Source organism: Streptomyces sp. NPDC059010 (assembly GCF_042740355.1).
Taxonomy (GTDB): Bacteria; Actinomycetota; Actinomycetes; order Streptomycetales; family Streptomycetaceae; genus Streptomyces.
This window is the reverse complement of the sequence record NZ_JBHYJA010000034.1, coordinates 35,530-61,923: the sequence shown is the minus strand read 5'-3', so window position 1 is coordinate 61,923 and position 26,394 is coordinate 35,530. Positions and strand designations below refer to the sequence as shown.

Annotated in this window: 25 protein-coding genes; 7 read left to right on the top strand and 18 right to left on the bottom strand. The window is 71.0% G+C overall.

What is annotated here, in order from left to right:
- Positions 1 to 2: 2 nt before the first annotated feature.
- Positions 3 to 257, bottom strand: coding sequence for a MoaD/ThiS family protein (locus tag ACFWYS_RS31440; protein ID WP_272119498.1), 255 nt, complete (start codon positions 255 to 257; stop codon positions 3 to 5).
- Positions 258 to 294: 37 nt separating this feature from the next.
- On the bottom strand, positions 295 to 1,131 hold the full coding sequence (locus ACFWYS_RS31435; protein ID WP_384776100.1) for an alpha/beta hydrolase: 837 nt from the start codon (positions 1,129 to 1,131) through the stop codon (positions 295 to 297).
- A 172-nt stretch (positions 1,132 to 1,303) separates the two neighbouring features.
- Here ACFWYS_RS31435 and ACFWYS_RS31430 point away from each other — a divergent pair, with 172 nt between their 5' ends.
- Together ACFWYS_RS31430 and ACFWYS_RS31425 are read left to right on the top strand one after the other, a co-directional pair.
- Positions 1,304 to 2,083, top strand: coding sequence for a response regulator transcription factor (locus ACFWYS_RS31430; protein ID WP_384776098.1), 780 nt, complete (start codon positions 1,304 to 1,306; stop codon positions 2,081 to 2,083).
- A 127-nt stretch (positions 2,084 to 2,210) separates the two neighbouring features.
- A complete protein-coding gene (locus ACFWYS_RS31425; protein ID WP_384776096.1) occupies positions 2,211 to 3,233 on the top strand; it encodes a LacI family DNA-binding transcriptional regulator in 1,023 nt (340 codons plus the stop codon).
- A gap of 22 nt (positions 3,234 to 3,255) precedes the next feature.
- Here the strand turns inward: ACFWYS_RS31425 and ACFWYS_RS31420 are convergent, their stop codons facing one another.
- The 3 genes from ACFWYS_RS31420 to ACFWYS_RS31410 all read right to left on the bottom strand — a co-directional run bounded on the left by ACFWYS_RS31420 (position 3,256) and on the right by ACFWYS_RS31410 (position 6,908).
- A complete protein-coding gene (locus ACFWYS_RS31420; RefSeq protein WP_384776094.1) occupies positions 3,256 to 5,325 on the bottom strand; it encodes a pectinesterase family protein in 2,070 nt (689 codons plus the stop codon).
- Between the two features lie 111 nt (positions 5,326 to 5,436).
- Complete coding sequence (locus ACFWYS_RS31415; RefSeq protein ID WP_384776092.1) at positions 5,437 to 6,279, bottom strand: hypothetical protein; 843 nt, start codon at positions 6,277 to 6,279, stop codon at positions 5,437 to 5,439.
- Positions 6,280 to 6,452: 173 nt separating this feature from the next.
- The gene (locus ACFWYS_RS31410) at positions 6,453 to 6,908 is read right to left on the bottom strand and encodes a hypothetical protein (protein ID WP_384776090.1); all 456 of its coding nucleotides are present in this window, start codon (positions 6,906 to 6,908) and stop codon (positions 6,453 to 6,455) included.
- A gap of 170 nt (positions 6,909 to 7,078) precedes the next feature.
- Here ACFWYS_RS31410 and ACFWYS_RS31405 point away from each other — a divergent pair, with 170 nt between their 5' ends.
- The gene (locus ACFWYS_RS31405) at positions 7,079 to 7,807 is read left to right on the top strand and encodes an ABC transporter ATP-binding protein (RefSeq protein WP_384776088.1); all 729 of its coding nucleotides are present in this window, start codon (positions 7,079 to 7,081) and stop codon (positions 7,805 to 7,807) included.
- Entirely contained in the window at positions 7,804 to 8,922 is a 1,119-nt protein-coding gene (locus ACFWYS_RS31400) for an ABC transporter permease (protein WP_384776086.1), read from the top strand. The genes ACFWYS_RS31405 and ACFWYS_RS31400 overlap by 4 nt, the downstream gene beginning before the upstream one ends.
- Positions 8,923 to 8,964: 42 nt before the next feature.
- Here ACFWYS_RS31400 and ACFWYS_RS31395 read toward each other — a convergent pair whose 3' ends face one another.
- The 5 genes from ACFWYS_RS31395 to ACFWYS_RS31375 form a co-directional block, all read right to left on the bottom strand.
- Positions 8,965 to 10,446, bottom strand: coding sequence for a sensor histidine kinase (locus ACFWYS_RS31395; protein WP_384776084.1), 1,482 nt, complete (start codon positions 10,444 to 10,446; stop codon positions 8,965 to 8,967).
- Positions 10,443 to 11,180, bottom strand: a complete 738-nt coding sequence (locus ACFWYS_RS31390) for a response regulator transcription factor (RefSeq protein WP_384776082.1) — start codon at positions 11,178 to 11,180, stop codon at positions 10,443 to 10,445. The genes ACFWYS_RS31395 and ACFWYS_RS31390 overlap by 4 nt, the downstream gene beginning before the upstream one ends.
- An 86-nt stretch (positions 11,181 to 11,266) precedes the next feature.
- Positions 11,267 to 11,482, bottom strand: coding sequence for a hypothetical protein (locus ACFWYS_RS31385; protein ID WP_384776080.1), 216 nt, complete (start codon positions 11,480 to 11,482; stop codon positions 11,267 to 11,269).
- Positions 11,483 to 11,508: 26 nt separating this feature from the next.
- Positions 11,509 to 12,651, bottom strand: a complete 1,143-nt coding sequence (locus ACFWYS_RS31380; protein ID WP_384776077.1) for a S1C family serine protease — start codon at positions 12,649 to 12,651, stop codon at positions 11,509 to 11,511.
- Positions 12,652 to 12,748: 97 nt separating this feature from the next.
- Entirely contained in the window at positions 12,749 to 13,372 is a 624-nt protein-coding gene (locus ACFWYS_RS31375) for a TetR-like C-terminal domain-containing protein (RefSeq protein ID WP_384776075.1), read from the bottom strand.
- A 219-nt stretch (positions 13,373 to 13,591) separates the two neighbouring features.
- On the opposite strand from ACFWYS_RS31375, the gene ACFWYS_RS31370 reads away from it, so the two are divergent.
- Together ACFWYS_RS31370 and ACFWYS_RS31365 are read left to right on the top strand one after the other, a co-directional pair.
- On the top strand, positions 13,592 to 14,884 hold the full coding sequence (locus ACFWYS_RS31370; RefSeq protein WP_384776193.1) for an alpha/beta fold hydrolase: 1,293 nt from the start codon (positions 13,592 to 13,594) through the stop codon (positions 14,882 to 14,884).
- A gap of 123 nt (positions 14,885 to 15,007) precedes the next feature.
- Positions 15,008 to 15,787 (top strand): carbonic anhydrase, encoded by a 780-nt coding sequence (locus tag ACFWYS_RS31365; protein WP_384776073.1) that lies wholly within the window; start codon positions 15,008 to 15,010, stop codon positions 15,785 to 15,787.
- Positions 15,788 to 15,818: 31 nt separating this feature from the next.
- On the opposite strand, the gene ACFWYS_RS31360 is transcribed toward ACFWYS_RS31365, so the two are convergent.
- The 3 genes from ACFWYS_RS31360 to ACFWYS_RS31350 form a co-directional block, all read right to left on the bottom strand.
- Complete coding sequence (locus ACFWYS_RS31360; protein WP_384776071.1) at positions 15,819 to 16,868, bottom strand: hypothetical protein; 1,050 nt, start codon at positions 16,866 to 16,868, stop codon at positions 15,819 to 15,821.
- Between the two features lie 317 nt (positions 16,869 to 17,185).
- Positions 17,186 to 18,424 (bottom strand): DUF2993 domain-containing protein, encoded by a 1,239-nt coding sequence (locus ACFWYS_RS31355; protein ID WP_384776069.1) that lies wholly within the window; start codon positions 18,422 to 18,424, stop codon positions 17,186 to 17,188.
- Between the two features lie 121 nt (positions 18,425 to 18,545).
- The gene (locus tag ACFWYS_RS31350) at positions 18,546 to 20,360 is read right to left on the bottom strand and encodes a bifunctional metallophosphatase/5'-nucleotidase (RefSeq protein WP_384776067.1); all 1,815 of its coding nucleotides are present in this window, start codon (positions 20,358 to 20,360) and stop codon (positions 18,546 to 18,548) included.
- A gap of 243 nt (positions 20,361 to 20,603) precedes the next feature.
- Between ACFWYS_RS31350 and mshD the strand changes: the two genes are divergently transcribed.
- A complete protein-coding gene (gene mshD, locus ACFWYS_RS31345) occupies positions 20,604 to 21,530 on the top strand; it encodes a mycothiol synthase (protein ID WP_384776065.1) in 927 nt (308 codons plus the stop codon).
- 144 nt (positions 21,531 to 21,674) lie between these two features.
- On the opposite strand, the gene ACFWYS_RS31340 is transcribed toward mshD, so the two are convergent.
- From ACFWYS_RS31340 to ACFWYS_RS31320, 5 genes are all read right to left on the bottom strand, one after another.
- The gene (locus tag ACFWYS_RS31340; protein WP_384776063.1) at positions 21,675 to 22,514 is read right to left on the bottom strand and encodes an ABC transporter; all 840 of its coding nucleotides are present in this window, start codon (positions 22,512 to 22,514) and stop codon (positions 21,675 to 21,677) included.
- Positions 22,502 to 24,055 carry an ABC transporter permease gene (locus ACFWYS_RS31335; protein ID WP_384776061.1) on the bottom strand — a complete coding sequence of 518 codons (1,554 nt, stop codon included), beginning with the start codon at positions 24,053 to 24,055 and terminating at the stop codon, positions 22,502 to 22,504. The genes ACFWYS_RS31340 and ACFWYS_RS31335 overlap by 13 nt, the downstream gene beginning before the upstream one ends.
- Positions 24,052 to 24,915, bottom strand: a complete 864-nt coding sequence (locus ACFWYS_RS31330; protein ID WP_384776059.1) for an ABC transporter ATP-binding protein — start codon at positions 24,913 to 24,915, stop codon at positions 24,052 to 24,054. The genes ACFWYS_RS31335 and ACFWYS_RS31330 overlap by 4 nt, the downstream gene beginning before the upstream one ends.
- A 67-nt stretch (positions 24,916 to 24,982) precedes the next feature.
- The gene (locus ACFWYS_RS31325; RefSeq protein WP_384776057.1) at positions 24,983 to 25,831 is read right to left on the bottom strand and encodes a zf-HC2 domain-containing protein; all 849 of its coding nucleotides are present in this window, start codon (positions 25,829 to 25,831) and stop codon (positions 24,983 to 24,985) included.
- Positions 25,828 to 26,379, bottom strand: coding sequence for an RNA polymerase sigma factor (locus tag ACFWYS_RS31320; RefSeq protein ID WP_384776055.1), 552 nt, complete (start codon positions 26,377 to 26,379; stop codon positions 25,828 to 25,830). Before ACFWYS_RS31320 ends, ACFWYS_RS31325 begins: the two co-directional genes overlap by 4 nt.
- Positions 26,380 to 26,394: the final 15 nt, after the last annotated feature.

Sequence of the window (26,394 nt, the reverse complement as noted above, 5' to 3'; positions counted from 1 at the left end):
CGTCACCCTCCTGCGAACGGCGGGAGCACCTCGACCGTGCCGCCGTCGGCCAGCCGTACCGTCTCATGTTCGCGGGTGCCCACGGGGTCACCGTCGACGAGGAACGAGCATCGCCGCAGTACGCGCGTCAGTTCCCCGGGGTGTCGCTCGCGCACCGCGTCGAGCGCCTCGGCGAGGGTGGCCGCGTCGAACGGCTCCTCGGCGATCCCGGCCGCGGCCTTCGCGGCGGCCCAGTAGCGCACCGTGACCTTTGGCATCCGGTCCCTCAATCGATCGGCTGTGTACCCAGTCAGGCTAGCCGCCCTGTGCGACGGCCCAGTCCCCGATGCGGCCCAGCAGCGCGTCGGTGGCGGCGTGCTCGGCGTGCCCCATGCCGGGCTCCAGCCAGAGTTCGCCGTGGTCACCGGCGGCCCCGGCCAGCATGCGAGGGTGGTCGAGGGGGAAGTAGCCGTCCTGGTCGCCGTGCACGATCAGCAGCGGCGTGGGCGCGATCCGGGGTACGGCCTCCACCGGGGACATCGGGACCGGATCCCACTCCCGGTGATGGATCCGCGTACGGAATCCGTAGCGGCCCACCAGACGCCCCTCCGGCCGGGTCACCAGCCAGTGCAGACGGCGCATCGGGGGTGTGCCCCGGTAGTACCAGCGGGCCGGCGCGCTCACGGACACGACGGCATCCGCCGCGCCGTACAGCGCCGCGTGCCGCAGCACCACGGACCCGCCCATGGAGAAGCCGATCGTCGCCACGCGCGTGTGCCCGAGTTCCCGCGCCCAGCGCACCGCGGCCGCCAGGTCCAGCACCTCGCGGTCGCCGACCGTCGACCGGCCGCCCGACGCGCCGTGGCCCCGGAAGGAGAAGGTGACGACGGCGCCGTGCCGGGTGAGGGCCTCCGCCACCCGTCGAACATGCGGCCGGTCCACATCGCCCGTGAAGCCATGGGCGACGACGAACACCAGGTCACCGGCAGATGGACGCGAGGAGTCGTATACGACCGCACCCGGGTCGTATACGGAATCGATCGTCACGCCGTCGTCGGTGTGCAGAAACGTCCGCAAAGGTGTACGTCTGGTTGTCTCAGAGTGCGGACGAACCGTGGATCGTGCCACATGACCTGCCGGACCGTTGCTCATGTGGGCTATTCTGCTGGGCAGAGGACTCGGGCAGCGTAGCCCCCGGGTCCTTTTGTGCTTTCGGAAGCGTTGTATACGACGCGGGAAACCGCAGGTGTACGGGGCCTTCGGGATCGCAGAGCAGTTCCGTACCCCCAGATGTCCTCGCAGGGACCGAGGAGGAACCAGACGTATGAGTTCTCTGCTGCTCCTGACCAACGCCCTCCAGCCGTCGACGGAGGTGCTCCCCGCCCTCGGCCTGCTGCTGCACAACGTGCGCGTGGCTCCGGCGGAGGGTCCCGCCCTCGTCGACACCCCCGGCGCCGACGTCATCCTCATCGACGGCCGGCGTGACCTGCCCCAGGTGCGCAGCCTGTGCCAGCTCCTGCGGTCCACCGGCCCCGGCTGCCCGCTCATCCTCGTCGTCACCGAGGGCGGCCTCGCCGCCGTCACCGCCGACTGGGGCATCGACGACGTCCTGCTGGACACCGCGGGCCCCGCCGAGGTGGAGGCCCGCCTCCGGCTCGCCATGGGCCGCCAGCAGATCGTCGCCGACGACTCCCCCATGGAGATCCGCAACGGCGACCTGTCGGTGGACGAGGCGACCTACAGCGCCAAGCTCAAGGGCCGGGTCCTCGACCTCACCTTCAAGGAGTTCGAGCTCCTGAAGTACCTCGCCCAGCACCCGGGCCGCGTCTTCACGCGCGCGCAGCTGCTGCAGGAGGTCTGGGGCTACGACTACTTCGGCGGCACCCGGACCGTGGACGTGCACGTACGACGGCTGCGCGCGAAGCTCGGCCCCGAGCACGAGTCACTCATCGGGACCGTCCGGAACGTCGGTTATCGATTCGTTACCCCGGAGAAGGCCGACCGGACCGCCGAGGAGCCGAAGGCCAAGGCCGGCCAGGCAAAACCGGAGGATGCGGACGAGACGACCGTCCTGGACGGCGTCGAGGTCAAGGCCGAGGCATAGAGAGACGCGACGGACGCCCGGGCGGGGCGTCACCGGCGTTGCCTTCGCACAGCCGAGCGACAGCCGGAGCACAGCGAAGCTCCTTCACGCCCTGCCCAGAGCGGGTCCATCCGCGTAGACTCCGCGCGTGGCCAAGGTGACTCGGGATGATGTGGCGCGGCTGGCGGGGACTTCCACTGCCGTCGTCAGTTATGTCATCAACAACGGACCCCGGCCGGTCGCCCCGGCCACGCGCGAGCGTGTCCTCGCCGCGATCAAGGAACTGGGCTACCGGCCCGACCGGGTCGCCCAGGCGATGGCCTCGCGGCGCACGGATCTCATAGGCCTGATCGTCCCGGACGCGCGCCAGCCCTTCTTCGGGGAGATGGCGCACGCGGTCGAGTGGGCCGCCGCCGAGCGCGGAAAGATGGTCCTGGTCGGCAACTCCGACTACGTCGGCGAGCGCGAGGTCCACTATCTGCGGGCGTTCCTCGGAATGCGCGTCTCAGGACTCATCCTCGTCTCCCACGCACTGAACGACCTGGCCGCCGCCGAGATCGAGGCCTGGGACGCCCGTGTCGTCCTCCTCCACGAGCGGCCCGAGGCCATCGACGACGTCGCCGTCGTCACCGACGACCTGGGCGGCGCCCAGCTCGCCGTACGCCACCTCCTGGAGCACGGCTACCCGTACGTCGCCTGTATGGGCGGCACCGCGGAGACCCCGGCGGTCGGCGACCCGGTCTCCGACCACGTCGAAGGCTGGCGGCGGGCGATGGCCGAGGCCGGGATCCCCACCGAGGGGCGGCTGTTCGAGGCGCCGTACAACCGCTACGACGCGTATCACGTGGCGCTCGACATCCTCTCCGGGCCGAACCGGCCGCCCGCGGTCTTCTGCTCCACCGACGACCAGGCCATCGGTGTGCTGCGGGCGGCGCGTGAACTGCGGATAGACGTACCGGGGGAGCTGGCCGTCGCCGGGTTCGACGACATCAAGGAAGCGGCGCTGACGGATCCGCCGCTGACCACCATCGCCTCGGACCGGTCGGCCATGGCCCGGGCCGCGGTGGATCTCGTCCTCGATGACGGGCTGCGGGTCGCCGGGTCACGGCGCGAGCGGCTGAAGGTGTTCCCGTCGCGGCTGGTTCCGCGACGGTCCTGTGGGTGCGTCTGACGTCGGAGAGCAGGTCCCGGACTCAGGACGCCGAGGGCGTCCACCCGGCCAGCCAGTCCGCGACCTCCTGGTCCGCGGCCTGGGCATCGGTCAGCTGGGGGCGGTTGGAGCTCGCCGAACCCGACCCCGGGCCGGTGTTCCTGTACTCGGCGAAGCGGTCGTCCTTCCAGGGGAAGCCGCCCATGTCGGACCAGGGCGTGGACTTGATCGCGGCGCTGAGGGTGCTGTTGCGGACCGTGGTCTGCGGGTCGACGGTCGTGTCGCCGCCGGGGTGCCAGTTGCGGCCGAGGAAGAAGCTGGCGTTGCTCACGTCGCCGCCCACGGTCGAGTTGGCGATGAGGATGCCCTTGCGGTTGCCCTCGGTGCTCGGCGCGGTGACGTATCCGGCGGACGAGCCGTCCCAGCGCTTGCGCAGCGTGATGACGGACCTGTCGATGACGGCGGTGCCGCGGCCGAAGATGAAGTCGACATTGCCGAGGATGTAGGAGTTCTTGACGTAGACCCGGCCGAGGGTGCCCTTGGCCGCCGTCTCCATCTCCAGGGTGTCCTGGTCACCGGTGACGATGAGGTTGTCGAGGAACACCTTGTCGGCCATGGTGAGCAGGGCCACGGCCTGGTGCCCGTTGAGGGACTGGTTGGCGCCCTCGTCGAAGTCGTTGGTGACGCTGAGGTTGCGCAGCTGGGTGTCGTCGGCCTTGACGCTGAGGGTGGCGCTGCCGGGCGTGCCGTATGTCCCGCCTCCGGGCTTGGCCATGCCGGCGGCGTGTCCCTCGACGATGACGGTGTCCTTGCGGCTGGCGCCGGTCCCGACGATCGTCACGTGCGGCTTGTTCGCGGGCACGGTCACCGCCTCGCGGTACGTGCCCGGCTTCACCTGGACGACGACGCGTGAGGGATTGTTCGCCGGTACGGCGTTCACGGCGGCCTGCACGGTCGAGTACTGACCGCTGCCGTCCTTGGCGACGGTGAGGGTGGTGGCGGCCTTGGTGCTCGCCGTCGCACTCGTCGTACCGATGGAACTCCTCGGCCCCGCACCGGACTTGAGCAGCGCGGGCACATCGGCGGTCTTGTCGAGCGTGTAGCTGTAGAAGCTCTTCGGGTCGAAGGCGGTACCACCGCTCTCGTTGCGCCCGCTGGTGCCGGCGAACGTGTTGCCCTTCTGGACGAGGGCGGCCGTGCTGTCCTTGGTGACCGGGTTGTTCATGCCCTGGAAGTAGGAGTTCTCCAGGACCATCTTGGTCCTGCCGCGCGAGTAGTTGCCGTAGGAGGACTTGATCGTCGTCCCGGCCACGTCCTCCAGGAAGTTGTTGTAAAGGTGCGCGTGGGCGGCGTTGTCCGTGGAGGGGTTGCGCTGCTCGGTCTCGCGGAACCAGTTGTGGTGGACCGTGATGTCCGTCTTGACGTTGTCGGTCCAGCCGATGCCGAAGGTCTTGTTGTTGTCGCTCAGCTTGTTCCAGGAGACGGTCACGTTCGTGCTGTCCTTGCGGACGTCGATGAGCCCGTCGGCCATGTGCCGCAGATCGTTGTGGTCGATCCACACATGGTGTGCGCCGTCCATCTGAACGGCGTCGAAGTCATGGTCCTTGTCGTTCCAGACGCCCTGGTAGGAGTCCCGGATGGTGAGGTTCCGGATGATCACGTTGTGCACGCCGGACCCGAGGAAGAAGCCACCGCCGACGATCTGCCCGGAGGTCCCGGCCCCGACGATGGTCTTGTCCGACTGGACCTTGATCTCTTTCCCGACCGGGTTCATGTCGATGGTGGCGGCGACGACGATGACGTAGGGCTGCGCGGCCGTGGCGTACTTCTCCAGGTCGGCCTGTGTCTTCACGGTCACGATCTGCCCGTCACGGCCGCCGTAAGTGCCGTTCTGCCCAAGCGAGTTGACGGAGGCGAAGCCGTCGGCGGTGGCGGTGGCCCAGGAGGGGGCGGCGGTCGTCGCGGCGGACGCCCGCGCCTGGTTGTCCGCCCCGAAGAGCCCGAGGTCGGTGCCGTAGGCGAAGGTTCCGGCGGCGGTCAGGGCCAGCGGGACCCCGGCCGCCAGGGCCTTGCGGCTTCTGCGGTGCCGGGCCTTGCCGTGCTGCTCACTCATGCGGTGATCCATTCCGTGCGGGGGGATGGTTGCTCCGAAGAGCGGTCGCCGCCCCGCACGGAAAGGTTGCCGTCGTTGCCTACGAGAAGCCCACCAGGCCTGTTTCAGGGCCTACTTGGTGCAGGTGTCGGGGTCGAGCCTCTCCTCGATCTTGTCCTCACGGCCGTCGGGCTGGCCGTTGGGGAGGATCTTGTCGGAGACGCCGTCGATGTAGTAGCCGTACGAGTAGATCGTCTTCCAGCTCGCGTCCCGGCCGCGCCAGGTGTGCGCGGTGACGTCGTCGCCGCCCTTGTTCCACTGGTAGTCCTCGATCTGGAAGACCGGGTTCACGCGGACCACGCGCTGGTACGGCGTCCAGGTCACGGAGACCTGACGGCACGGCGGGATGGTCTTCTCGCTGCGGGTCTCGAACCGGGACTCCTTCTCCCAGCCCCACTCGTATCCGGCGCTGCCGCCCACGCCGCCGGAGAAGATGCTCTTGGCGAGGGAGAGGCTGATGGTGCCGCCCACGCTCTTCTTGGCGAACGTCTTGGTGCTGTAGCTGCTGACGAAGGTCTCCTTGTCGTCCGCGGAGCCCCGGTTGCCGATCCACCGTGAGGTGCGGACCGGCTCGCCCTTGGTGGACCAGGTCGAGGCCTCGGCGTACCCGCACCAGCCGCGGAACAGCTCCCACGGCCCGGCGGGCTTCCACAGCCCGAAGACGTCCCGCAGATACTCGTCCTGGGTCTTGAACTCGCCGGTGTCGACGTTGAGGGCGCCGTAGACGCCCGTCAGGCTCGTCTCCTGACTGCAGAGCCGCTCGATCATCAGGTCGGTGTTGCCGGGGTCGACGCCCCGGACGTTCTGCGCCCCGCCGGGCCCGGCCGCCTGCGCGGAACCGGCGCCGGCCAGCACGCCGGTTATGGCGAGGGCGGCGGAGGCGATGGCTGTTGTCGCTGTGCGAATGAGTCGCATGGGGGTTGGCTCACTCCATTGGTCTGTGCACAGGTGCCGGGCAGGCACCTGCCTGTCGGACAGCCAGGAAGATTCCAGAGAACCCACGAGTAGGGTCGCGGGCGGGTGAGGATGACAGGACATTGACAGCTGGGTGGGGGTGTCTGTCGGCTTTACCGGCTTTGAGCGATCACTCAGCGGGAGTCGTCCGTCGTCACGGCCCTGCGGTTGTTCTGACGGCTGAGGTTGATGGCGTGGAGCAGGGTGCCGACCGCTGCGGCGCCGCTCAGCAGGGAGCCACAGGCCGCGATCAGGGTCGCGGGGCCGTCGCCGCCGCCACCGCCGTCGTTCTCGGGTACCGAGATGACGGTCCGGGTCACCACGGGTGTCGGGGTCGGGGTCTGGGGTTCGCTCGGGCCACTCGGCTCCATGGTCCCGCCCCCGTCGGTCCCGCCCCCGTCGGTCCCTCCGTCGTCGGACGACTCCGGGGGCTTCGTGGTGTACCAACTGGTAGACGCGCCGGACCCTCCGTACGACCCGTCAGCCGGCCATGACTCCACCGCCAGGACGAGGAGCGAGACGGCGCCGGCCGTGAACACGAGGCCCAAGGTGACCCAGAGGACGATCTTCCGTAGCGAGTTCTTCAACATGGCTCCCCCTCGCCTCAAGCGTAGGGGGCGGCGGTCGGGAAGTGGATCTCCTTACCGGCCGCTTTGGGCGGGAGCCTCTGCGGGGCAACTGTGGTGAGCAGAAACCGAATTGGAGCCCGTCCCCTCCTGGCCCCACCTGAGCCGATCATTCCGGGATAACGTCGGTCGTTATGGCCAGCGATGCGATCACAGTCGAAGGGCTGCGCAAGCGGTACGGGGATGTGAAGGCTGTCGACGGGGTCTCGTTCGAGGTCAGGAGCGGCGAGTTCTACGGCATTCTCGGACCGAACGGCGCGGGCAAGACCACCACCCTGGAAATCGTCGAGGGGCTGCGCGAGCCCGACGAGGGCACCGTCACCGTGCTGGGCGAGGCGTCCTGGCCGCGCAACAAGGCCCTGTTGCCCCGGATCGGCGTCCAACTCCAGTCCTCCGCCTTCTTCGAGAAGCTCACCGCCCGCGAACAGATCCACACCTTCGCCTCGCTCTACGGCGTCCCCGGCGCGAACGCCGACGCGATGCTGGAGAAGGTCGGTCTGACCGAGAAGGGCGGCGTCCGCGACGACCGGCTCTCCGGCGGCCAGGCGCAACGGCTCTCCATCGCCTGCGCGCTCGTCCACGACCCGGAGCTGGTCTTCCTCGACGAGCCGACCACGGGCCTCGATCCGCAGGCCCGCCGGAACCTGTGGGATCTCCTGCGCGACATCAACGCCGAGGGCCGCACCGTCGTCCTGACCACCCACTACATGGACGAGGCCGAGACGCTGTGCGACCGGGTGGCCGTGATGGACCACGGCCAGATCCTGCGCGTCGGCCCGCCCGCCGACCTGATAGGCGAGCTGGGGGTGGACTCCCTTGAGGACGTCTTCCTCCAGCTGACCGGACGGGAGTACCGCGAGTGACGACGAGGAAGGGGACGGGGGCGGGGGCCGGGGCGGGGGTTCGGTCCTTCCGCAGTCTCAGCAAGGCCATGACCCTGGGCCTGCTGCGCGACCGGACAGCGGTCTTCTTCATGCTGATCTTCCCCCTGATGTTCCTGCTGTTGCTCGGCACCCTCCTCAAGGACGCCGGCATCTCCGAGTCGAAGGTGATCCAGGTCGGGGATGTCGCCGTGCTGGACGAGATGCCCGACAACGATCGCGAGCAGCTCCGTGACGTGCTGCGGATCGAGAAGACGGACGGCTCGGCGGCGGCCCTCGCGGACGCCCTGGAACAGGTCCGCAAGGGCGACGCGGACGCCGCGGTCACCCAGACCGCCGGAAAGGTCGAACTGCGCTTCTCGGCGGCCGACCTGGTACGCGCGGGGAACGTGCAGGGCATCCTGAACTCGATCGTCCAGCGGGCCAACCAGGCCGCCACCGGCCGGCCGCCCGCGTACACGCTGACGGCCGGGCAGGTCGAGGACGAGTCGACCAAGCCGATCCAGTTCCTCACGCCCGGGCTGCTCGGCTGGGCGGTGGCCATGGGCGCGGTGTTCGGCACCGCGCTCAACCTGGTCAGCTGGCGCAAAAAGCGCATCCTGCGCCGACTGTGGCTGGCACCGGTCAGCGCCGGCTCGGTGATCGGCGCCCGGATCGGCGTGAATCTGACGCTGGCCCTCGCGCAGACCGTGATCTTCCTCGGCGTGGCCACCCTGCCCTACTTCGGTCTGCGGCTGACCGGCTACTGGTGGCTGTCCTTTCCGCTGATCCTGAGCGGCACGCTGGCCTTCATGTCCATCGGGCTGGTCGTCGGCGCCTGGGCCAAGTCCGAGGAGGCCGCCAACGGGATGGCCCAGATCGTCATCCTCCCGATGGCCTTCCTCTCCGGTTCCTTCTTTCCGCTCGACTCCGCCCCGCAGTGGGTCCGTACGGTGTCGGAGTTCCTGCCGCTGAAGCATCTCGGCGAGGCGATGCAGGGTGTCCTCTCCCGCGGCCAGGGCTGGTCCACGGCCCTGCCCGTCATGGCGGGCCTACTGGGCTTCGCCGCCGTTCTCACGCTGATCGCCGTCCGGCTGTTCCGCTGGGAGGAGGCGTGACCGGCGCGCTGCCGGTGCGGGCGGCTACGGCTCGTACGGCGGCTACGGCTCGTACGGCTGCCGCGGTTCGGCGGGCGGAGGCGTAGGCGCCCCCGGCAGTCGTACGGTCGCCACCGTGCCGCCGCCCTCCGCGCGGGCCAGGGTCACCTGCCCGCCCGCCTGCTCGACCGTCCGCGCCACGATCGAGAGGCCGAGGCCCGAGCCCGGCAGGGCGCGCGCGCTCGGGGAGCGCCAGAAGCGGTCGAAGACGTGCGGGAGTTCGTCGGCGGGGATGCCGGGGCCGTGGTCGCGGACGGTGAGGGTGCCGTCGGCGAGGTGTACCTCGATGGTGCCGCCCTCCGGGCTGAACTTCACCGCGTTGTCGAGGATGTTGACCAGCGCACGCTCCAGCGCGGTCGGCTCCGCGCGGACGTACCAGGGCCGGAGGTCGGCGGTGATCGTCAGCTCCGGCCCGCGCAGGCGGGCGCGGCGCAGGGCCGACTCGACCGTGTCCTCCAGCGGGATCACCTGGACGCGTTCGCCGCGCTGGCTCTCCGAGCGTGACAGTTCCTGCAAGTCGCCGATCAGGGACGCCAGTTCGGTCATCTGCGCCTTCACCGAGGCGAGCAGGGCCTTGCGGTCCGCCTCCGGGATGGGGCGGCCGGTCTCTTCACTGCGGGTGAGGAGTTCGATGTTGGTGCGGAGGGAGGTGAGGGGGGTGCGGAGTTCGTGGCCGGCGTCGGCGATGAGCTGCTGCTGGAGGTCGTGGGAGCTGGCCAGGGCGGAGGTCATCGAGTTGAAGGAGCGGGAGAGACGGGCCACCTCGTCCTCGGCGTCGTCCTCCACGGGGATGCGGACGGTCAGGTCTTCTGTGCGGGCGACGTGTTCGACGGCTTCGGTGAGCTTGTCGACGGGGCGGAGTCCGGCGCGGGCCACTGCGAGGCCGGCGGCTCCGGCGCCGAGGACTCCGACGCCGGAGACGGCGAGGAGAATCAGCGCCAGTTCGTTGAGCGTCGACTGGGTGCTCTTGAGAGGGACGGCGATCATGAGGGCGGCGTCGGGGTACAGCTGGGCATCGGAACCCATTCCCTGAGCGTTGACGTACAGAGGCGTGGTCAGCACCCGTACGGAGTTGCCGTTCTCGTCCGTGCCATTACGAGTGCTGCTGCTGTTGCCCGCGTCGGCGACGACCTGCTTGTCCGAGTTGCTGGTCCTGACGGTTCCCTCGGAGTTGGAGGAGACGCACGCCGTGCCGTCGGCCTTCACCAGCTGGAGGTAGATCGTGTCCCGGGCCCCCAGCGTGTTGCGGTTCTCCTGCGGTTTCTTGGGGCACTCGGTGAGCGTGGCCACGACTCCGGGCAACGGCTGCGGCTTCTCCGCCACCTTCTTCAGGTTGTCGTCGAGCTGTCCGTAGAGCTTCCCCTGCACGATGAACCAACACGTCACCGAAACCGCCGCCACCGCGAACGCCACCGCCGCCGCCACCAGCAGCGCCAGCCGCGACCGGATCGGCAGCGACCGGTACCGGCGCAGAACCCTTCTCACTCCGCCCCACCCTGTCGCAGCACATACCCCACACCCCGAACCGTGTGCACGAGCCGCGGCTCGCCGCCCGCCTCGGTCTTGCGGCGCAGGTACATGACGTACACGTCGAGGGAGTTGGACGACGGCTCGAAGTCGAAGCCCCAGACCGCCTTGAGGATCTGCTCCCGGGTCAGCACCTGGCGCGGATGCGCCATGAACATCTCCAGCAGCGTGAACTCGGTGCGGGTCAGCTCCACCGGCCGCCCACCCCGCGTGACCTCGCGCGTCGCGAGGTCCATGCGCAGGTCGGCGAAGGTCAGCGCCTCGTCGTCCGCGGCGGCATCCGAACCGGCCGCCGCGGCGTAGGAGCTGCGGCGCAGCAGCGCGCGGACGCGGGCGAAGAGTTCGTCCAGTTCGAAGGGCTTGACCAGGTAGTCGTCGGCGCCCGCGTCCAGCCCGGTCACGCGGTCGCCGACCGTGTCGCGGGCCGTCAGCATGAGGATCGGCGTGGTGTCACCGGCGCCGCGGATACGGCGGGCCGCGGTGAGGCCGTCCATGCGGGGCATCTGGATGTCGAGGACCACCAGGTCGGGCCGGTAGGCGGTCGCCTTCTCCAGGGCGTCGGCGCCGTCGACCGCGACCTCGGTGTCGTACCCCTCGAAGGCGAGGCTGCGCTGGAGTGCTTCACGCACGGCCGGCTCGTCGTCGACGATCAGGATGCGCTGGGGGTCACGGTCGCCATCGGCGGGGCTCATGGGCTCGGGATCCTCGGGTGCGGTGGGACTGGGGGCCGGAGAGGGGAGGGCTGAGCCGGCTTGGACGCTCTCAGCCTCGCACGTTCTCAGCCTCGTACGGTACGGCGACGGCTGCGGGCCGTAGCGGCCCGGCGACCCGCGCGCGGGCGGGGCGTCGCCAGCTCCGGCGCCCGGGACGGGGCCGTCACGGCCACCGGCGGGTGCAGGGCTGCGGCGACGGCGAGGGCCAGGGCGATGTCGGCGGCGTCGGTGCCGACGCCGGTCGTGGTACCGGTCACTGTGTGCTCGACCTGCGTGATCATGACGTACTCCTTCGCGTTCTGCCGGGTCAGTTCTGCGAGCCCGAGCGCAGCTTCGCCAGGTCGGCCTTGACGGTGTTGATGGGGATGGCGAAGCCGAGGCCCACGCTGCCCGCGCTGGACGAGCTCGAACCCGCGGCCGAGTACATCGCCGAGTTGATGCCGATGATGTTGCCGTTCATGTCGATCAGGGCGCCGCCGGAGTTGCCGGGGTTCAGGGAGGCGTCCGTCTGGAGCGCCTTGTACGTCGTCGTGGACGACCCGGTGTCGCCGTTGAACTGCTGACCGCCGAACTCGAACGGCCATCCGCCGCCGCCCTGCTGCTGTTGCTGGCCCTGGCTCTCGTCCGTGGAGACGGTGACGTCACGGTTGAGCGCGGAGACGATGCCGCTGGTCACCGTGCCGGTGAGGCCCTCGGGGGAGCCGATCGCCACGACCTGGTCGCCGACCTTGACCCCGTCGGAGTCGCCGAGGGTGGCCGGGGTCAGCCCGGAGGCGTTCTGCAGCTTGATCAGGGCGAGGTCCTTGCTGCTGTCGGTGCCGACGACCTCGGCGGTGTACGTCTTGCCGTCGCTGGTCTTCACCTTGACCTGCGAGGCGCCGGAGACGACGTGGTTGTTGGTGATGATCTCGCCGTCGCCGGTGATGATCACGCCGGAGCCGGTGGAGGATCCGGCGTTGGACTGGGCGTTGATCTCGACGATGCTCGGGCTGACCGCCTTGGCGACCCCGGAGACCGTGCCCTTCTGGCTGGAGGGGACGACGTTGGTGCTGGTGGAGCTGGCGGAGGCGACGGTGTCGGTGCCGGTCAGCTCCTGGATGCCGTACGCCGTGCCGCCCCCGATCGCGGCGGCGACTATCGCCACGGCGGCGAGGAGGGCGACGGGACCGCGGTTGCGGCGCCGTTCCCTCGGCGGGTGGGCGACGGGTTCGGTGAGGAGAGCGGTGGGGGCTCCGCCGGCAGCGGCGCCGGTGGCGGCACCGGTCGCGGTCCCGGTGGCGGCGCCGGTCGCGGTCCCGGCGTGGGCATGGGCCGTCGGCTGGGCCGTCGGCTGATGCGCCGGCGGGGGCGGCCACTCGGGGTTCACGGGGGAGGAAGCGTGCTGCTGGGCGCCCTGGTAGGGGGTCGTGTACTGCTCGTACTCGCCGTCGCGGCGGAAGCTCTCGGTCATGTCCATGAGCTTGTCGCCCGACCATGAGAGCTCCCTGAGTGCTCCCTGAGAAGCCCGGCAGAAGCTCGTATGCCCGATATAAGGGTCCCTCTGGGAGCTAGGGCCGCCTTCTCAGAAAGGCCTCATGGAAGCTCGCGGGGGTCATCCAGCCGCGCAGCGTGGCCTGGATCGTCGACCGGAACGCGGACTCCGCCGTGGGGGCGTCGAAGGCCCCGGCGAGTTCGAGGGTCACCAGGCCGTGCAGGGCCACCCAGAGCGAGACGGCGATCGGCGTCGCCTCGCCGTCGAGGACGGACTCCGTCACGGCGCGGTCGATCGCCGCGACGAGCGGCCGGACGGGGTCGCCGGTGCCGATCGCTCCCGGCGCTCCCGACGGCTTGAAGGACTGCACCCCGCCGAACAGTACGGAGTACAGGTGGCTGTGTTCGCGTCCCCATCGCCGGTACGCGGCGGCCAGCTCGTAGAGGTCGGCGAGGGGGTCCGCCGAGGCCGGCACCGCCGTCACGGTCCGGAACAGGCTGGCGACGGCCTCGTCGCGCACCGCTGAGATCAGCCCGTCCTTGCCGCCGAACAGGGAGTACACCGCGGCCGTGGACGTCCCGGCGGCCGTGGCCACGGCGCGGACCGTGACCGACGCCTGTGGGGTGGTGGCGAGCATCTCCGTCGCGCACTCCACGAGCCGCTCTTTGACGGTCTCGTCGTTCGTCTTCGGCCTGCCCATGACGAGAAGCCTACCCGATTTGATAACGTCGTTTTGAAACGCCGTTCTGAAACAACATTCCGAAACGGCGTTCTGAAACATGTCCCGGCATCTCGGAGATCTCGGAGGCCGCTCGTGCCCACATCCGCCATACGTCCCGCCCGCTTCGCCCGACGTCCCGCCCGCCTCGCCCGACGCCTCGCCCGCCTCGCCCGACGCCTCGCCCGCTTAGCCGGGCGCGTGCTGCTGGCCCTGGCCGCCGTCGCGGCGCTGGTCGTCGTCTTCCTCGCCCTGATCGTCCTGACGGACGGGGCCGGATCGGGGGTCGGCGCATGGCTGGCGGCCCTCTGCGTCGGGGTCGTCGCCGCACTGTGGCGGGGCCGGCGTCGTATCCGGGCGGCGCGGCTCGTGCCGTTCGTGCCGGTGGTCGTCGCGGCGGCGCTGACGGCGTCGGTCTGCGTCCCGACCACGCCCACGGCCCGGCGGTACCCGCCCGCCCTGCCCTTCGTGGCCACCCAGCACTGGAGTCTGGACACCGGCAGCCGGGTCGCGGTGTACCACTACCCGCCCGCGAAGTCCGCCGCCCGCCATCCCGTCCCGCTCGTGTACCTCAACGGCGGACCGGTCCGCGGTATCTCGCTGCTCGACCACCGGTTCCTGCGACTCCTGGCGCGGCAGGGCCACGACGTCTACGCCTACGAGCAGGCGGGCGGCGGACGAAGCGAGCTGCTCCCCATGGACCAGTACACGATCTCCCGGTCGGTCCGTGACCTCGGCGCCGTCATCCGCCGGCTGGACAAGGGCAAGGCCGACGTCCTCGGCTTCTCGTCGGGCGGGGCCGTCCTCACCCGCGCTCTCGCCGACCCCGGCGTCGCCGCGCGCATGCACCGGGCGATCGTCGCCGAGCCCGGCCCGATGGACGGCCCCACGGCGCGGATCACCGGGCACAAGGGGCGGGAGTCCGCACGCGACCTCGCGCCTGCCATGACCGGGCCCCGATCGACGTACGTCCCCCGGTACGCCGTGGCGTTCGGCCTCATGCGCCTCGGGCTCCTCACCCCCGACACCGGGCTGATCGGACAGGCCGAGGGCGTCAACGCGTTCACCGCCGCCGACCTCGGCAGCGACACCGCGTCCGCCTACTGCGCGCGTGACGCCCACCGTATCCCGGCCGAGGACAGCGCGCGGAACTTCTCGTTCAGCCCCGCCGCCAGCCTCCGCATCCAGGAGACGGTGCGGGACTCACCCTCCATCGCCGCGCAGCTCAGGCGCTCCCGGACTCCCGCGATGCTGATGATCGCCGAGTGCTCCTCCCAGGTCCGCCAGTGGGCGACGGCCGTCCTCGCCGACGACCCCGCGGTGCGGCGCACGCAGTACATGCCCGGAGTCGGGCACCACATGTGGAACGGGCTGGACGGCAACAACGACCGGGCCGCCGCCGTCATCACCGCGTTCCTGCGGGACAGGCCGGCACCGGTGCCGAACCACCCGACCCGCGACGAGATCCCCGCGTTCCTGCGCGACCACGAGTGAAGGTCAAGGCGGGCGCGGGAGAACACCAAGAGCTCACCAACGCTCGATCATGAGTTCCCCGCGCTCGACCATGTTTCCGCAAGGGGAACATTTATTTGAAGTTTTGAGCGTACGTTCCACCCCGTGAATTCCGACAGATCAGCCGGCCCCACGTCGGCCAGCATCGCTCACAAGCGGTTCGCTCTCCCCTCGCCCGCCCGCCGCGCACTCCTGCGATTCGGGCTGACCGGGGCCGCAGCGCTGGGAACCACGGCCGCTCTCGGGACAACCCCGGCCGCCGCGGCGCCCGTTGCCGCCACCCCCACCTCCACTCGCCGCCCCGGCACGCCCGAGGAGGCCCTGCGTGAACTCGCCGCGGGCAACCGGCGCTGGCGCACCTTCCGTGAGCGGCACCCCGACGAGTCGCCCGCGGTGCGGCAGAGCCTGACGTCGGGTCAGCACCCGTTCGCCGTCGTCCTGGGCTGCATCGACTCCCGCGTCCCGCCGGAGCTGGTCTTCGACCAGGGCCTCGGCGACCTGATGACGGTGCGCTCCGCCGGTGAGGTCCTGGACGAGGCCGTACTCGGCAGCGTCGCCTACGGCGTGCTCGAACTGGACATCCCGCTGGTCGTGGTGCTCGGTCACCAGTCGTGCGGCGCAGTGAAGGCCGCCGTCGCGGCGGACGAGTCGGGTGAGCGGCTGCCGGCCCACATCCAGTACATCGCCGACCAGATAGCGCCCAACATAGACCGCACCCAGCAGGGCGACGCCCGCGTCAACTCCACCATCGACGCCAACATACGAGCCGTCCGCACCCGCCTCGCCGCGGAGCCCGACCTCGCCGCGAAGGTGTCCTCCGGCGAACTGGCCATCGTCGGCGCCCGCTACGAGCTGGACACGTATCGCGTCCACCGGGTCGTCTGACACCCGCAGCCGGCCGGACCGGCCGTGACCGCTAAGGGGTGTCCAGCAGCGTTCCCGGCAGGTCGAAGGTCTTCGCGCGGCCCGTGGCCGGATCCACCCGGGTCACCGCCTTCTCGGTGTAGAGCAGCCAGCCCGCCGAGGTGGCGGTGATGTCCAGGGAAGCCGCCACTCCCTTCACCCGGGCGCGGTGGAGTTCCTTGCCGGTGGTGGCGTCGAGCTCCAGGATCTCGGTGCCGTCGCCCGACGCCACCGCGATCAGCAAGGACGATCCGGTCGACGCCACCGCGTCGACCCGGCCGCCGGCCACCGACACTGTCGTCTGCGCGGCGGTACGGGTCAGAGTGGCCTTCAGGGATCCGGTGGATCCGGTGGACCCGGTCGACTTCGAGCTGCCCACTGTCACCGGGTGACCGGCCGGGCAGGCGAGGTTGGCGACGTCCAGCCCGCTCGGCACGGACACCGGTGTCACCTTGCCGGTGGTCAGGTCGGCACGAACGACCTTGTTGCCACTGGCCAGGCAGATGCCGTCCGACGTCGGGTCGGAGGCCGCCAGGTCGATCGTGCCGGGGATCTTCACCTCACGCTTCGTCGTCCAGTTCGCGGGGTCCTTGACCAGCACACTGGACGCGGTGGTGTGCTGCGCGGACTTGGTGTCCGGCAGCCCCGCCACCTCGGCGACCAGCGTCCTGCCGGGCAGCAGACGACGCAGGCGCTCGTCGGCCGTGAGGCCGTCGAGGACGTGGTCCTTGCGGGAGACCTCGTAGCGCCGGTCCGGCTTGTTCCCCTTGCGGGGCACGGTGAGCAGCGGGCGGCCGTCGGCGAGTTCGACGATCTGCGGGCTGACGGAGTCGTCGTCGTCCGACTGCTGGGGGACGACCGCGAGGCTCTCCGCCCGTCCCTTGTCCGGGTTGATCCCGACCACCGTGACCAGGCCGTCGACCTTGGCGAGCACGAAAGTCTTCGAGCCCTTCCAGTCCTTGCCCAGGTCCACACCACCGGGGCCGGAGCAGGCCGTCGTCAGTACGGCCGTGGCGGCGAGGGCGGGCAGAAACAGAGAGCGCCGTGTCGTGAAACGTGCCATGGGGGGTGGCTCACCAGTCCTTCATTGCATCTGTGGGGGACATCCTCGCGGCCCTGCGCGCCGGTCGGAACCGATGGCCGCGCTGCTCGGCACGGTGCTCGGTGCGCCGGGCAGAGCATCGAGCTGTCGTTCGATTGGGGAGCCTCAATTGATAGCAGGACATCGATCGGACACCACAATCCAGCCAACTGGCCGCGCGCGCTCCCTTGTCTCCCTTTCCCCGACATGACGGAGGCGGGGCCCCGGAGCCCGAGTGCTCCGGTGACCCCGCCTCGTATCGCCGACGTCAGCCCTGGTGCGCGGCCGGGCGAGAGGTTCTATTTACGGCCGACCGCGAGGTCCGCCCCCTCCAGCCGCACCCTGATCCCGTCTTTCTCCACCCGCACGTCCCGCAACCGCAGCTGTCCGCTCGGCGGTTCGGGCAGGCGGAAGCCCAGGGACAGCTGGTCGGCGAGGACCGGGCGGGTGAGGCGGGGCAGGGCGTCGAGGAGGGCGGGGTCGAAGCCCAGGAGCTTGAGGATCTGGGGGTGGTCGAGGGCCAGGTCAATGAGGTTCAGGCGCATGGCCTGGCGGATGAAGTGCGGGGTGCCGGTCAGATCGCTGAGCTTGGACTCGTTGCGCAGGGCCTCGCGGACGACGGAGTCGGGGACGCCGAGGCGCCGTACGACCGACGGGATCGACAGCAGCGCCTTCGCCTTGCGGGCCTCGCGGGCGAGGCGGTCCACCGACTGCCGGCTCAGATGCAGGCCCTCGGAGGTGTGGGCGCCGGGCCGGTACGTGGCCAGGTCGCCGATGTCCAGGCGCATTCCGCCGATGTGTGTCGCGATGCCGTTGTCGCCCTCGCGCAGGATCTGGGCCTCGGCACGCAGCCGGAGGTTGTGCCCGGCGACCGGCAGGGTGCCGCGCGCCCGGACCCGGTCGTGCCCCTCGCCGGTGAACGTGACCTGGGAGGCGCCGAGTTCGCGGTTCAGGTCGGCGAAGGAGAGCAGGACGTCGCCCTCCAGCCGGGGGACGTCGGCACCGCGCACCGACAGCGCGCCGTCGGTGTCCAGTCGTACGTCCCGCGCGGTGGCCGTCACCTGCGCGAGCGAGACCCGGGCGGCGGCGACGTCGGGGACGGTCACCTTGACCGAGTCCAGCCGCTCGTCGGCGAGTTGGGTGAGGAAGGGGAAGCCGTCGATCTCGACTTCGGGGGCCGCCGTCAGATGCAGACGGCTCTTGAGGGTGTCCGCGGCTCTGCGCTCGGCGTACAGCAGGGCCCAGCGGTCGGCGAGGGTGAGGAAGGCGGCGAGGACGACGAGTCCGACCACCGCCTTCATGGCGAGCGGCAGGCCCGAGAAGCGGCCTCGGCGCCGGCGACGGCTGTTACGGCGATGGTTGGGCGGAGCCCAGGGATCGTCCTGGGCCTCCGCGTCGTCCTGCTCTTCCCGTATGTCCTCGCGGAGGAATTCGTCCAGCGGACCGTCGTCCAGTCTGCCGAGTTCGTCGTAGGGGTTTGCATAGGAAAGCGAAGGATTTGGATAGGGATGCGCCGTTATGTGGTGGGGGGAACGCATCGGCCTATCCGACCATGCGCACGCCCCCCACCCGCAACCGCTACCGGATGTTTGCGATCTAGTTCACGCGTACTTCGCGCCAGTACTTCAAACCTCTACTTCATGCCGCTACTTCATGCCGCTACTTCACGACCGTGATCCGGTTCGCCGCCGGCGGTGCGATCGGGGCCGTGGCCGAGGAGTTGGCCGTGAGGTACTTCTCCAGGGCCGTCAGGTCGTCCGAGCCGACGAGGTCGTTGGTGCCCTGGCCCAGGGTCGGGAAGCCGTCGCCGCCGCCCGCGAGGAAGCTGTTGGTGGCGACGCGGTAGGTGGCGGTCGGGTTGATCGCCTCACCGTTCAGCCTGATCGAGTCGGAGACGACCCGGTCGGCGCCCGTCTTCGTCAGGTCCAGCGTGTACGTCAGCCCGGACGAAACCTGGAGCACCTTCGGCGAGGCCGCGTTCGTGCCGCTCACCTGCTCCTTCAGCACCTGGATCAGCTGGGCGCCGGTGAAGTCCTGGAGGTTCACGGTGTTGGAGAACGGCTGCACGGTGAAGCCCTCGGCGTACGTCACCACACCGTCGCCCTCGGCGCCCTTGGCCGCGTAGGTGAGCGGTGCCCGGATGCCGCCGGGGTTCATCAGCGCCAGGTCCGTCTCCGGGTCCAGCTCCTTGCCGTGCGCCAGCTGCGCGTCCGCGATCAGGTCGCCGATCGGGGACTCCGTACCGGTGTTGGAGATGTCGGCCGAGATGTAACCGATCGCGCGGTTGCCGATGGGCGCCGCGAGGGTGTTCCACTTCGAGATCAGCTCGGTCATGTCGGGCGCCTTGGCGACGTCCCGGGTGACCACACGGTTCGCCGACTTCACGGCCGTACGGGCGATGTCGCCGGTGAAGCGGTCGTACGTCAGCGTGGTGTCGGTGTAGAGGCGGCCGAAGGACGCCGCCGAGGTGACCATGCGGGGCTTGCCCGACGGGTCGGGGATCGTGCAGACGTAGGCCGCGTGCGTGTGGCCCGTCACCAGCGCGTCCACGGACGGCGTGATGTTCTTGGCGATGTCGACGATCGGGCCGGAGATGCCGTCGCCCGCGCCGGGCGCGTCGCAGTTGTAGTTGTACGAGCCGGAGGCCGGCTGCCCGCCCTCGTGGATCAGCGCGACGATCGACTTCACGCCCTGGCGCTGGAGCACCTTGGCGTACTTGTTGATCGTCTCGACCTCGTCCTTGAACTTCAGGCCCTTGACGCCGTCGGCGGAGACGACGCCCGGAGTGTCCTCCAGGGTCACGCCGATGAAGCCGATCTTGACGTCCTTCTTCTTCCACACCCAGTAGGGCTTGAGGATCGGCTTGCCGGACTTCTCGTCCAGGACGTTCGCGGCGAGATACGGGAAGTCGGCGCCCTCGAACTCCTCGCCCTTCACGTAGCAGCCGGCGGTCGGGTGGCAGCCGCCGTTCTGCAGACGGGCCAGTTCCTTGGCACCCTCGTCGAACTCGTGGTTGCCGACCGAGGTGACGTCCAGGTCGAGCTTGTTCAGCGCCTCGATGGTGGGCTCGTCGTGGAACAGGCCCGAGATCAGCGGGGAGGCGCCGACCATGTCGCCGCCGGCCGCGGTGATGGAGTACTTCTTGCCCTCGCGGGCCTGGCGCAGATGCGTGGCGAGGTACTCGACGCCGCCCGCGTCGATCGTCTTCGTCGTGCCGTCCGCCTGCAGCTCGGTGACCCGGCCGGAGGAGCCGGCCGGCGGCTCCAGGTTGCCGTGCAGGTCGTTGAAGGACAGCAGCTGGACGTCCTGGTAACGGCTGAAGTGCTGGCCGCCGCCGTGCTTCTGCGAGCTCTCCGCCGACGCCGTCGCGGGAAGCGCCGCGGCCAGCGCGCCCGCGGTGGCGAGGGATGCGGCGGCCGCGACCAGCGCGTACGTACGGCGTCTGCGGCGGTGCTGGTGGGATATGGCTGACATACGCCCCCCTGTGGGTCGTGAATAACCGGTGGGTTGTGGAAAACCGGCGGGTCGTGAAGAACCGGTGAGTCGTGGAGTGACCGGTACGTCATGAGTGACATGGCCCCGTCGGGCGGCAGCCTAGAGTCAACGCGCGTAGCGCGACAGGGGGTTCCGGGTTACAGCCTGGTTGCTTCTGATGTTGCCGCCGCCCTTGATTCCCGTGCCGGGACTTTGCCGGAGCCTCCCCTTACCCTCGTACGCATGACCAGCGACGACACCGCACACCCCCTCCCCTCCCGTTCCATCGAGACCCACTTCGCGCTCTCCCCCGAGCAGACCGAGGCCGTACTGGAACTGCTCGCGGAGGCCGCCCGGAACGACGGGCAGCAGGCGGTGTCCGAGCAGGGCCGGCTGCAACTGCGCGGCGGGCAGCGCGAGGGCGTCTCGCATCTGCTGCTGCTCGTCGCCGGGGAACTCGTCGGCTACGCCCAGCTGGAGGACACCGATCCGGTGGAGGCGCCGGCCGCCGAACTGGTCGTCCACCCCGCGCACCGCGGCCACGGGCACGGCCGCGCGCTGGGCTCGGCCCTGCTCGCCGCGTCCGGCAAGCGGCTGCGGGTGTGGGCCCACGGCGGCCATGCCGCCGCCCGCCATCTCTCCCAGGTGCTCGGCCTCACGCTCTTCCGCGAACTGCGCCAGATGCGCCGCTCACTGGCGGACCTGAACCTGGCGGACCCGGTGCTCCCCGCGGGCGTGACGGTCCGCCCCTTCGTGCCCGGCCAGGACGACACGGCCTGGCTCGCGGTGAACGCCGCTGCCTTCGCCCACCACCCCGAGCAGGGCTCCCTCACCCAGCGCGACCTCGACGACCGCAAGTCCGAGCCGTGGTTCGACCCGGCGGGCTTCTTCCTGGCCGAACGCGACGGCGAACTCATCGGCTTCCACTGGACGAAGGTCCACGCGGCGGAGGGCCTGGGCGAGGTCTACGTCCTCGGCGTCCGCCCCGGCGCCCAGGGCGGCGGCCTGGGCAAGGCCCTGACGACGATCGGCCTGCGCCACCTGGCGGCCCAGGGGCTGCCGACGGCGATGCTCTACGTCGACGCCGACAACAAGGCGGCGGTGTCGGTCTACGAGCGGCTGGGATTCACCACGTACGAGACGGACCTGATGTACCGGACGGAGACCTGAGCCGGCCTGGCCGCGACCCTGACCGCGGCTTGAGGGCTGGGGGGAGCGCAGCTTGAGGGCATGTTCAGGGCAGCTGGGGAGCAGGGCGAGAACCGGCTGAACTCTCCTGCTCTCCAGGCCGGCGCCCGGGAACAGCCGCGCTCCTCAGACGCCGTAGGAGCCGAGAGCGGACCGGCGAGGAACCCGGCGGCGGCGCGGAGACTCCCGTGTCCAGCACACCCCGAGCACCACGGCCGTACCCAGCACCATCGCCCACCGCCCTTGAGCCGCCCCCCACCCGAGGTCGTCCTGCCCCACCAGCAACCCCCACGGCGACGGCACGAGCATCACCGCACCGGCCATCGCGGCCAGCCTCATCGCCACGTCCCTGCCCGGCTCGGTGGCCCGGGTGAAGCGGACGGCGGCGCTCGCCGAGGCCATCGCGCAGGCCGCCATGGCCGCCGCCTCCAGGGTGACCGCGCCGACCGGCGGCCGGGCTCCGTCCGGTATGAGCAGGACGAGCGCCGCCCACCACAGTGCCGCGACCGGCACGATCAGCGCCGTGCGCAGGCCGGCGCGGGTCGCACGGCCGACGGGCGTCGCCGCGGTGGTGTGCCGCGCCGGGTCGTCGAAGAGAAACGCCAGCCCGAGCGCACCCACAAGTCCCGCCGCCCGCAGCAGGAACAGCCCCTCCCCCACCCCGGGCTGCGGCCCCGTCAGCCGAGCGCTCCCCGCGAGAAGGGCCCCGCCCCCACCCGCCACCGCAAGCGCCCGCCACGGCAGGCCACGCCAGACCGGCGGAATCAGCGCCCACAGCTGCACACATACCGGCGGAACGAGCGCCCACAGCCGGGCGCACCCCGCCGACCGCGCCCCCATCGACGCCCCTGCACCGACGCGCAGCCGCCACGCGGCCCCTCGCAGCCGGGCACCACCCGCCCTCAACCCCCGCACCAGGCCCCACAGCCGACCGCCGGCCTCCAACCGCCGCCCTACCCCGCGCACTCGTCCGCCCCCTCAGGAACCTTCACTCCGAGCAACCGGGCCGCCTGTGCCGCCGACGTCTTCGGTGACGTCAGTTCCTTCCAGTGGGCCTTCACCTGGGCCGCGACCGTGTCGTGCGGCCGGTCCAGCAGTTCGCGTACGACGTCCGTCTCGTGGGCCGACATCGAGATGCTGCCCGTGGGGGCGAGGACGACCGCCGAGCCGATGACGGAGTCGTCCAGGCGGAGGCGCTGGAAGGTGTCCAGTGGGGCGGGGTCCGTGCCCAGGGTCAGCCACATCATCGTCACCACGCGGGCGTCGCACATGGTCAGGGCCGCCTTCTCGGTGCCCGCCACCAGCACCGAGGCCACGCCGACGGCGAACTCGGGGACCCGGTTGCCGCCCCACCTCGTGCCGACGGTCACCTCACCTCGCCTGCCGGACACATCGAGCGCGGCGTCGGCCCCCAGGGGGCCATCGGCCGCCACCCGCTGCCGTACGGTCAGCCGCTCGGTCGCGGCGGAGCCGCCCGCGAGGCCCTGGACGCGGTCGACCACCTCGGCCCAGTCGGCGCTGCGGCCGGACCACTCGGGGAAGGCGCAGTACGTCGAAGTGCCCTTCGCCACGCACTTCTGGTCCTTCTGCGGCGAGACCGTCGCCGTCCAGCGGGCGTGGGTCAGAGCCGCCGAGTCGCCCGGGGACTGCCCGGCCACTCCCGCGACCGTGGCGGCGAGCGCGACGAACGCCACCGCCCGGACCGCGCGCGTGCGTCCCCCGCTGAGCAGGAGCGCGGCGCAGAGCATCAGGACCGTCAGGCCCGCCAGGTAGAGGGCGTGCCATGCCGCGGGGCGGCCCAGCAGGTCGGTGGGGATGGGGGCGCCGCCGATCTCGGGGTCGGCGGGCAGCAGCCGGTACAGCCAGGGCGCGTGGCCGGTGCCGGCCGCGGTGAGCACGAGGAGGGCGTAGACGCCGACCACAAGGATCAGGGCGGCGGCTCTGAACGGGGCCAGCCGGGCCAGCAGGACACCGGTGATGCCGGACAGCAGCACCGTCAGCGGGCCGACGGCCAGTTCGAAGACGGAGCCGTGGCCGACCGCGCCGGGCTTCAGTGCCGCCCAGGTGTACTCGAAGGTGACGACGAGGGCGACCAGCAGTGCGTACGGCACGACCGACAGGGCGTGGGCGAGCGTGCGCCGCCACGGCTCCATCGGCAGGGTGCCGTAGTACTCGTCGAGGCCGCGGCGACGGGAGCGCAGGGCGGTGGAGTTGACGCAGACGAGCAGCGCCATGGCGAGCAGCGCGGAGCCGGTCTGGGTGGTGCGGTCCACGTCCTGCAGCGCCGGGTAGTCGTTCATGCCCTCTTGGCCGTTGAACAGCTGCCAGGCCGTCCAGGCGAGGTACATGACGAGGAAGGCGCCCACCGGGAGGTGGAAGAGGAGTTCTCGGGCTTCGAAGCGGGCGAGTGCGAGGACGGCCCTGAAGCGGCGGACCTCGTGCGGGGGCCCGGCGACCGTACGGGCGGCGGCTTCCGTGATCTTCGTCGTGTTCATCGTCGTACTCATGCCACCGTCACCCCCGCGGCGGCGTCGTCCAGGGTGAGCAGGTAGCCGTCCTCCAGGGTGGGTTCGAGCAGGTCGGCGCCCTTCGGCGGGTCGCCGATGTTGCGGAAGGCGCCGGTGCCGGTGCGCCAGCCGGCCAGGGCGGCGGGGGCGCGTTCCGTGCTGCTCCAGACCCGGCCGGCCGCCTGTGCGGTGAGCTCGGCCGGTGTGCCCTCGAAGCGGACCCTGGCGTCGGCCAGGACGATCACCCGGTGGCAGAGCATCGTCACGTCCTCGGTCTGGTGGGTGGAGAGGAGCACCGTCCGGCCCTCGCCCGCCTCGGCGATCAACTCCCTGAAGCGCATGCGCTGTTCGGGGTCGAGGCCGACGGTCGGCTCGTCCAGGACCAGGAATCCGGGGTCGCCGACCAGGGCGGCGGCCAGGGCGACGCGCTGCCGCATGCCGCCGGACAGCCGCTTGACGCGCTGAGCGCGCACGTCGGACAGACCGACCGCGTCGAGCACCCGCCGCACCTCCGCGTACCGGGCGCGGCGGTCGGTGAGTTCCTTGAGGACCGCGACGTAGTCGACGAACTCGAAGGCCGTGAAGTCCGGGTGGAAGCCGGGGTTCTGCGGCAGATAGCCCAGCGAGCGGCGCACCTGGATCCGTCCGGCGGTCGTCCCCGGGTCCTGCCCGAGCACCGTGAAGGCGCCCCGGTCCGGGGGCACGGCGGTGGCGAGCACCCGCAACAGGGTGGTCTTCCCGGCCCCGTTGGGCCCGAGCAGGGCCGTCACCCCGGCCCGCAGGCGCAGCGAGACGTCGTCGAGGGCGGGCGTACCGCCGTAGCGGAGGGTGAGCCCGGAGGCGGAGACGGTGGGGGTCATGCGGCACTCCCGTGCGCTGAGTGGAGGAACAGGCCGGATACGAAGGAGCGGGCGAACACGGTGGCCGTCACACCGCACCCCCTGGTCCGAAGCCCGCGAACGGCGTGTGCGCGGAGGACGAGTCGAAGCGGTCCCTGAGGCGGCGGACCAGCGCGGCCGCGGCCAGTGCGACCACCGCCGTCACCGCCTGGCCCGGCGCCGTGAACGGTGCCGGAGTCCCCTCGGTCGCCTGCTGCGCGGCGATCAGGAACCCGATCCACGCCCCGCCCGTCAGCACGGGCGCGAACACCGGACCGAGCCTCGGCATCAGGGCGATCCCGATGCCGGTGAGGGCCAGCGCGGGCAGCAGCCAGGCCAGGGCGCGCAGACCGTAGTCCGGCAGGGCGAGGGAGGCCAGGCCGCACAGCACGAGGGCGGCGGCCAGGACGGCGGCCGTGCGGATCATCAGCAGCCGGAACCCGTGCAGCGGGGCGACGACGGCCATCTCGTAGGTCGGGTCGATCCCCGGTCCGTACGACAGCGCGACCCCGATGAGCGGGAGCAGCGGGGCGAGCCCCAGGAACAGGCCGGGTGTGTGCGCGGTGTGCACCATCAGCACGCTCATGAACAGCACGGACACCACCGCGAGCAGCCAGGACCGGCGCAGTATCGGCGTCGCGGCCAGCAGCCGCGCGGTGTGGTCGGCCACGCCGAACCGCACCAGCAGCCGTTCGAACAGGCCGGGCCGCGGTGCGTCCAGCTCGGCGTCCAGGCGCTCCCAGCCCGCGTCCAGCGCGACGGGATCGCTCACGTCGGCGAGCCGGGCCCGGCACTCGGCGCAGGCGACGAGGTGACTGTCGGCCGACCACAGCAGGGGCGGCGCCAGCTCGCCCCGGGCATAGCCGCGCAGGTCCTCTTCGGCGACATGCCATGTCATGCCAGTTCCTCCCGCAGTTGGCGGCGGGCACGCAGGGCCCGCGTCTTGACCGTGCCGGGCGGAATGCCGAGCAGGACGGCCGCCTCCCGGGTGGTGAGCCCGTCGACGACCGTCGCCTGCAGGACGGCCCGCAGCTCCGGCGAGAGCCTGGTGAGGGCACCGGCGAGGTCCCCGTGCTCCACCCCCGCGAGCACGCGCTCCTCCGCCGATGCCTCGTCACGGTGGCGCAGCCGGGCCAGCGCCTGGCGCAGCCGGCCGCGCGCACCGTCGCCGCGCAGCGCGTCGACCAGCCGCCGCGAGCCGATGCGCCAGAGCCATCCGGCGGCGTCCTGGGTGGAGCCCTCCTCGCGGTAGCGGGCGGTGCCGCGCCACACCGCGAGGAACGTCTCCTGCACGACGTCGTCGATCACCCCGGCGTCGGCGCAGCGGCCGCGCAGGCGCGCGGTCAGCCACGGCGCGTACCGCCGGTACAGCTCTTCGAAGGCGTGACGGTCCCCGTCCGCCGCGATGGCTCGCAGCAGCTCCCCGTCACTTCTCGTTGCGCTCACATCTCCTCATCGCAC

What these genes read in the sequence shown, in the direction of transcription:
- ACFWYS_RS31360 (WP_384776071.1), bottom strand. Translation starts at nt 16,868, where the DNA reads ATGGCACGTTTCACGACACGGCGCTCTCTGTTTCTGCCCGCCCTCGCC.
- ACFWYS_RS31350 (WP_384776067.1), bottom strand. Translation starts at nt 20,360, where the DNA reads ATGTCAGCCATATCCCACCAGCACCGCCGCAGACGCCGTACGTACGCG.
- ACFWYS_RS31380 (WP_384776077.1), bottom strand. Translation starts at nt 12,651, where the DNA reads ATGACCGAGAGCTTCCGCCGCGACGGCGAGTACGAGCAGTACACGACC.
- ACFWYS_RS31335 (WP_384776061.1), bottom strand. Translation starts at nt 24,055, where the DNA reads ATGAGTACGACGATGAACACGACGAAGATCACGGAAGCCGCCGCCCGT.
- ACFWYS_RS31390 (WP_384776082.1), bottom strand. Translation starts at nt 11,180, where the DNA reads ATGAGCCCCGCCGATGGCGACCGTGACCCCCAGCGCATCCTGATCGTC.
- ACFWYS_RS31440 (WP_272119498.1), bottom strand. Translation starts at nt 257, where the DNA reads ATGCCAAAGGTCACGGTGCGCTACTGGGCCGCCGCGAAGGCCGCGGCC.
- ACFWYS_RS31325 (WP_384776057.1), bottom strand. Translation starts at nt 25,831, where the DNA reads ATGACATGGCATGTCGCCGAAGAGGACCTGCGCGGCTATGCCCGGGGC.
- ACFWYS_RS31375 (WP_384776075.1), bottom strand. Translation starts at nt 13,372, where the DNA reads ATGGGCAGGCCGAAGACGAACGACGAGACCGTCAAAGAGCGGCTCGTG.
- ACFWYS_RS31355 (WP_384776069.1), bottom strand. Translation starts at nt 18,424, where the DNA reads ATGCGTTCCCCCCACCACATAACGGCGCATCCCTATCCAAATCCTTCG.
- ACFWYS_RS31435 (WP_384776100.1), bottom strand. Translation starts at nt 1,131, where the DNA reads ATGAGCAACGGTCCGGCAGGTCATGTGGCACGATCCACGGTTCGTCCG.
- ACFWYS_RS31430 (WP_384776098.1), top strand. Translation starts at nt 1,304, where the DNA reads ATGAGTTCTCTGCTGCTCCTGACCAACGCCCTCCAGCCGTCGACGGAG.
- ACFWYS_RS31330 (WP_384776059.1), bottom strand. Translation starts at nt 24,915, where the DNA reads ATGACCCCCACCGTCTCCGCCTCCGGGCTCACCCTCCGCTACGGCGGT.
- ACFWYS_RS31420 (WP_384776094.1), bottom strand. Translation starts at nt 5,325, where the DNA reads ATGAGTGAGCAGCACGGCAAGGCCCGGCACCGCAGAAGCCGCAAGGCC.
- ACFWYS_RS31415 (WP_384776092.1), bottom strand. Translation starts at nt 6,279, where the DNA reads ATGCGACTCATTCGCACAGCGACAACAGCCATCGCCTCCGCCGCCCTC.
- ACFWYS_RS31405 (WP_384776088.1), top strand. Translation starts at nt 7,079, where the DNA reads ATGGCCAGCGATGCGATCACAGTCGAAGGGCTGCGCAAGCGGTACGGG.
- ACFWYS_RS31385 (WP_384776080.1), bottom strand. Translation starts at nt 11,482, where the DNA reads ATGATCACGCAGGTCGAGCACACAGTGACCGGTACCACGACCGGCGTC.
- ACFWYS_RS31410 (WP_384776090.1), bottom strand. Translation starts at nt 6,908, where the DNA reads ATGTTGAAGAACTCGCTACGGAAGATCGTCCTCTGGGTCACCTTGGGC.
- mshD (WP_384776065.1), top strand. Translation starts at nt 20,604, where the DNA reads ATGACCAGCGACGACACCGCACACCCCCTCCCCTCCCGTTCCATCGAG.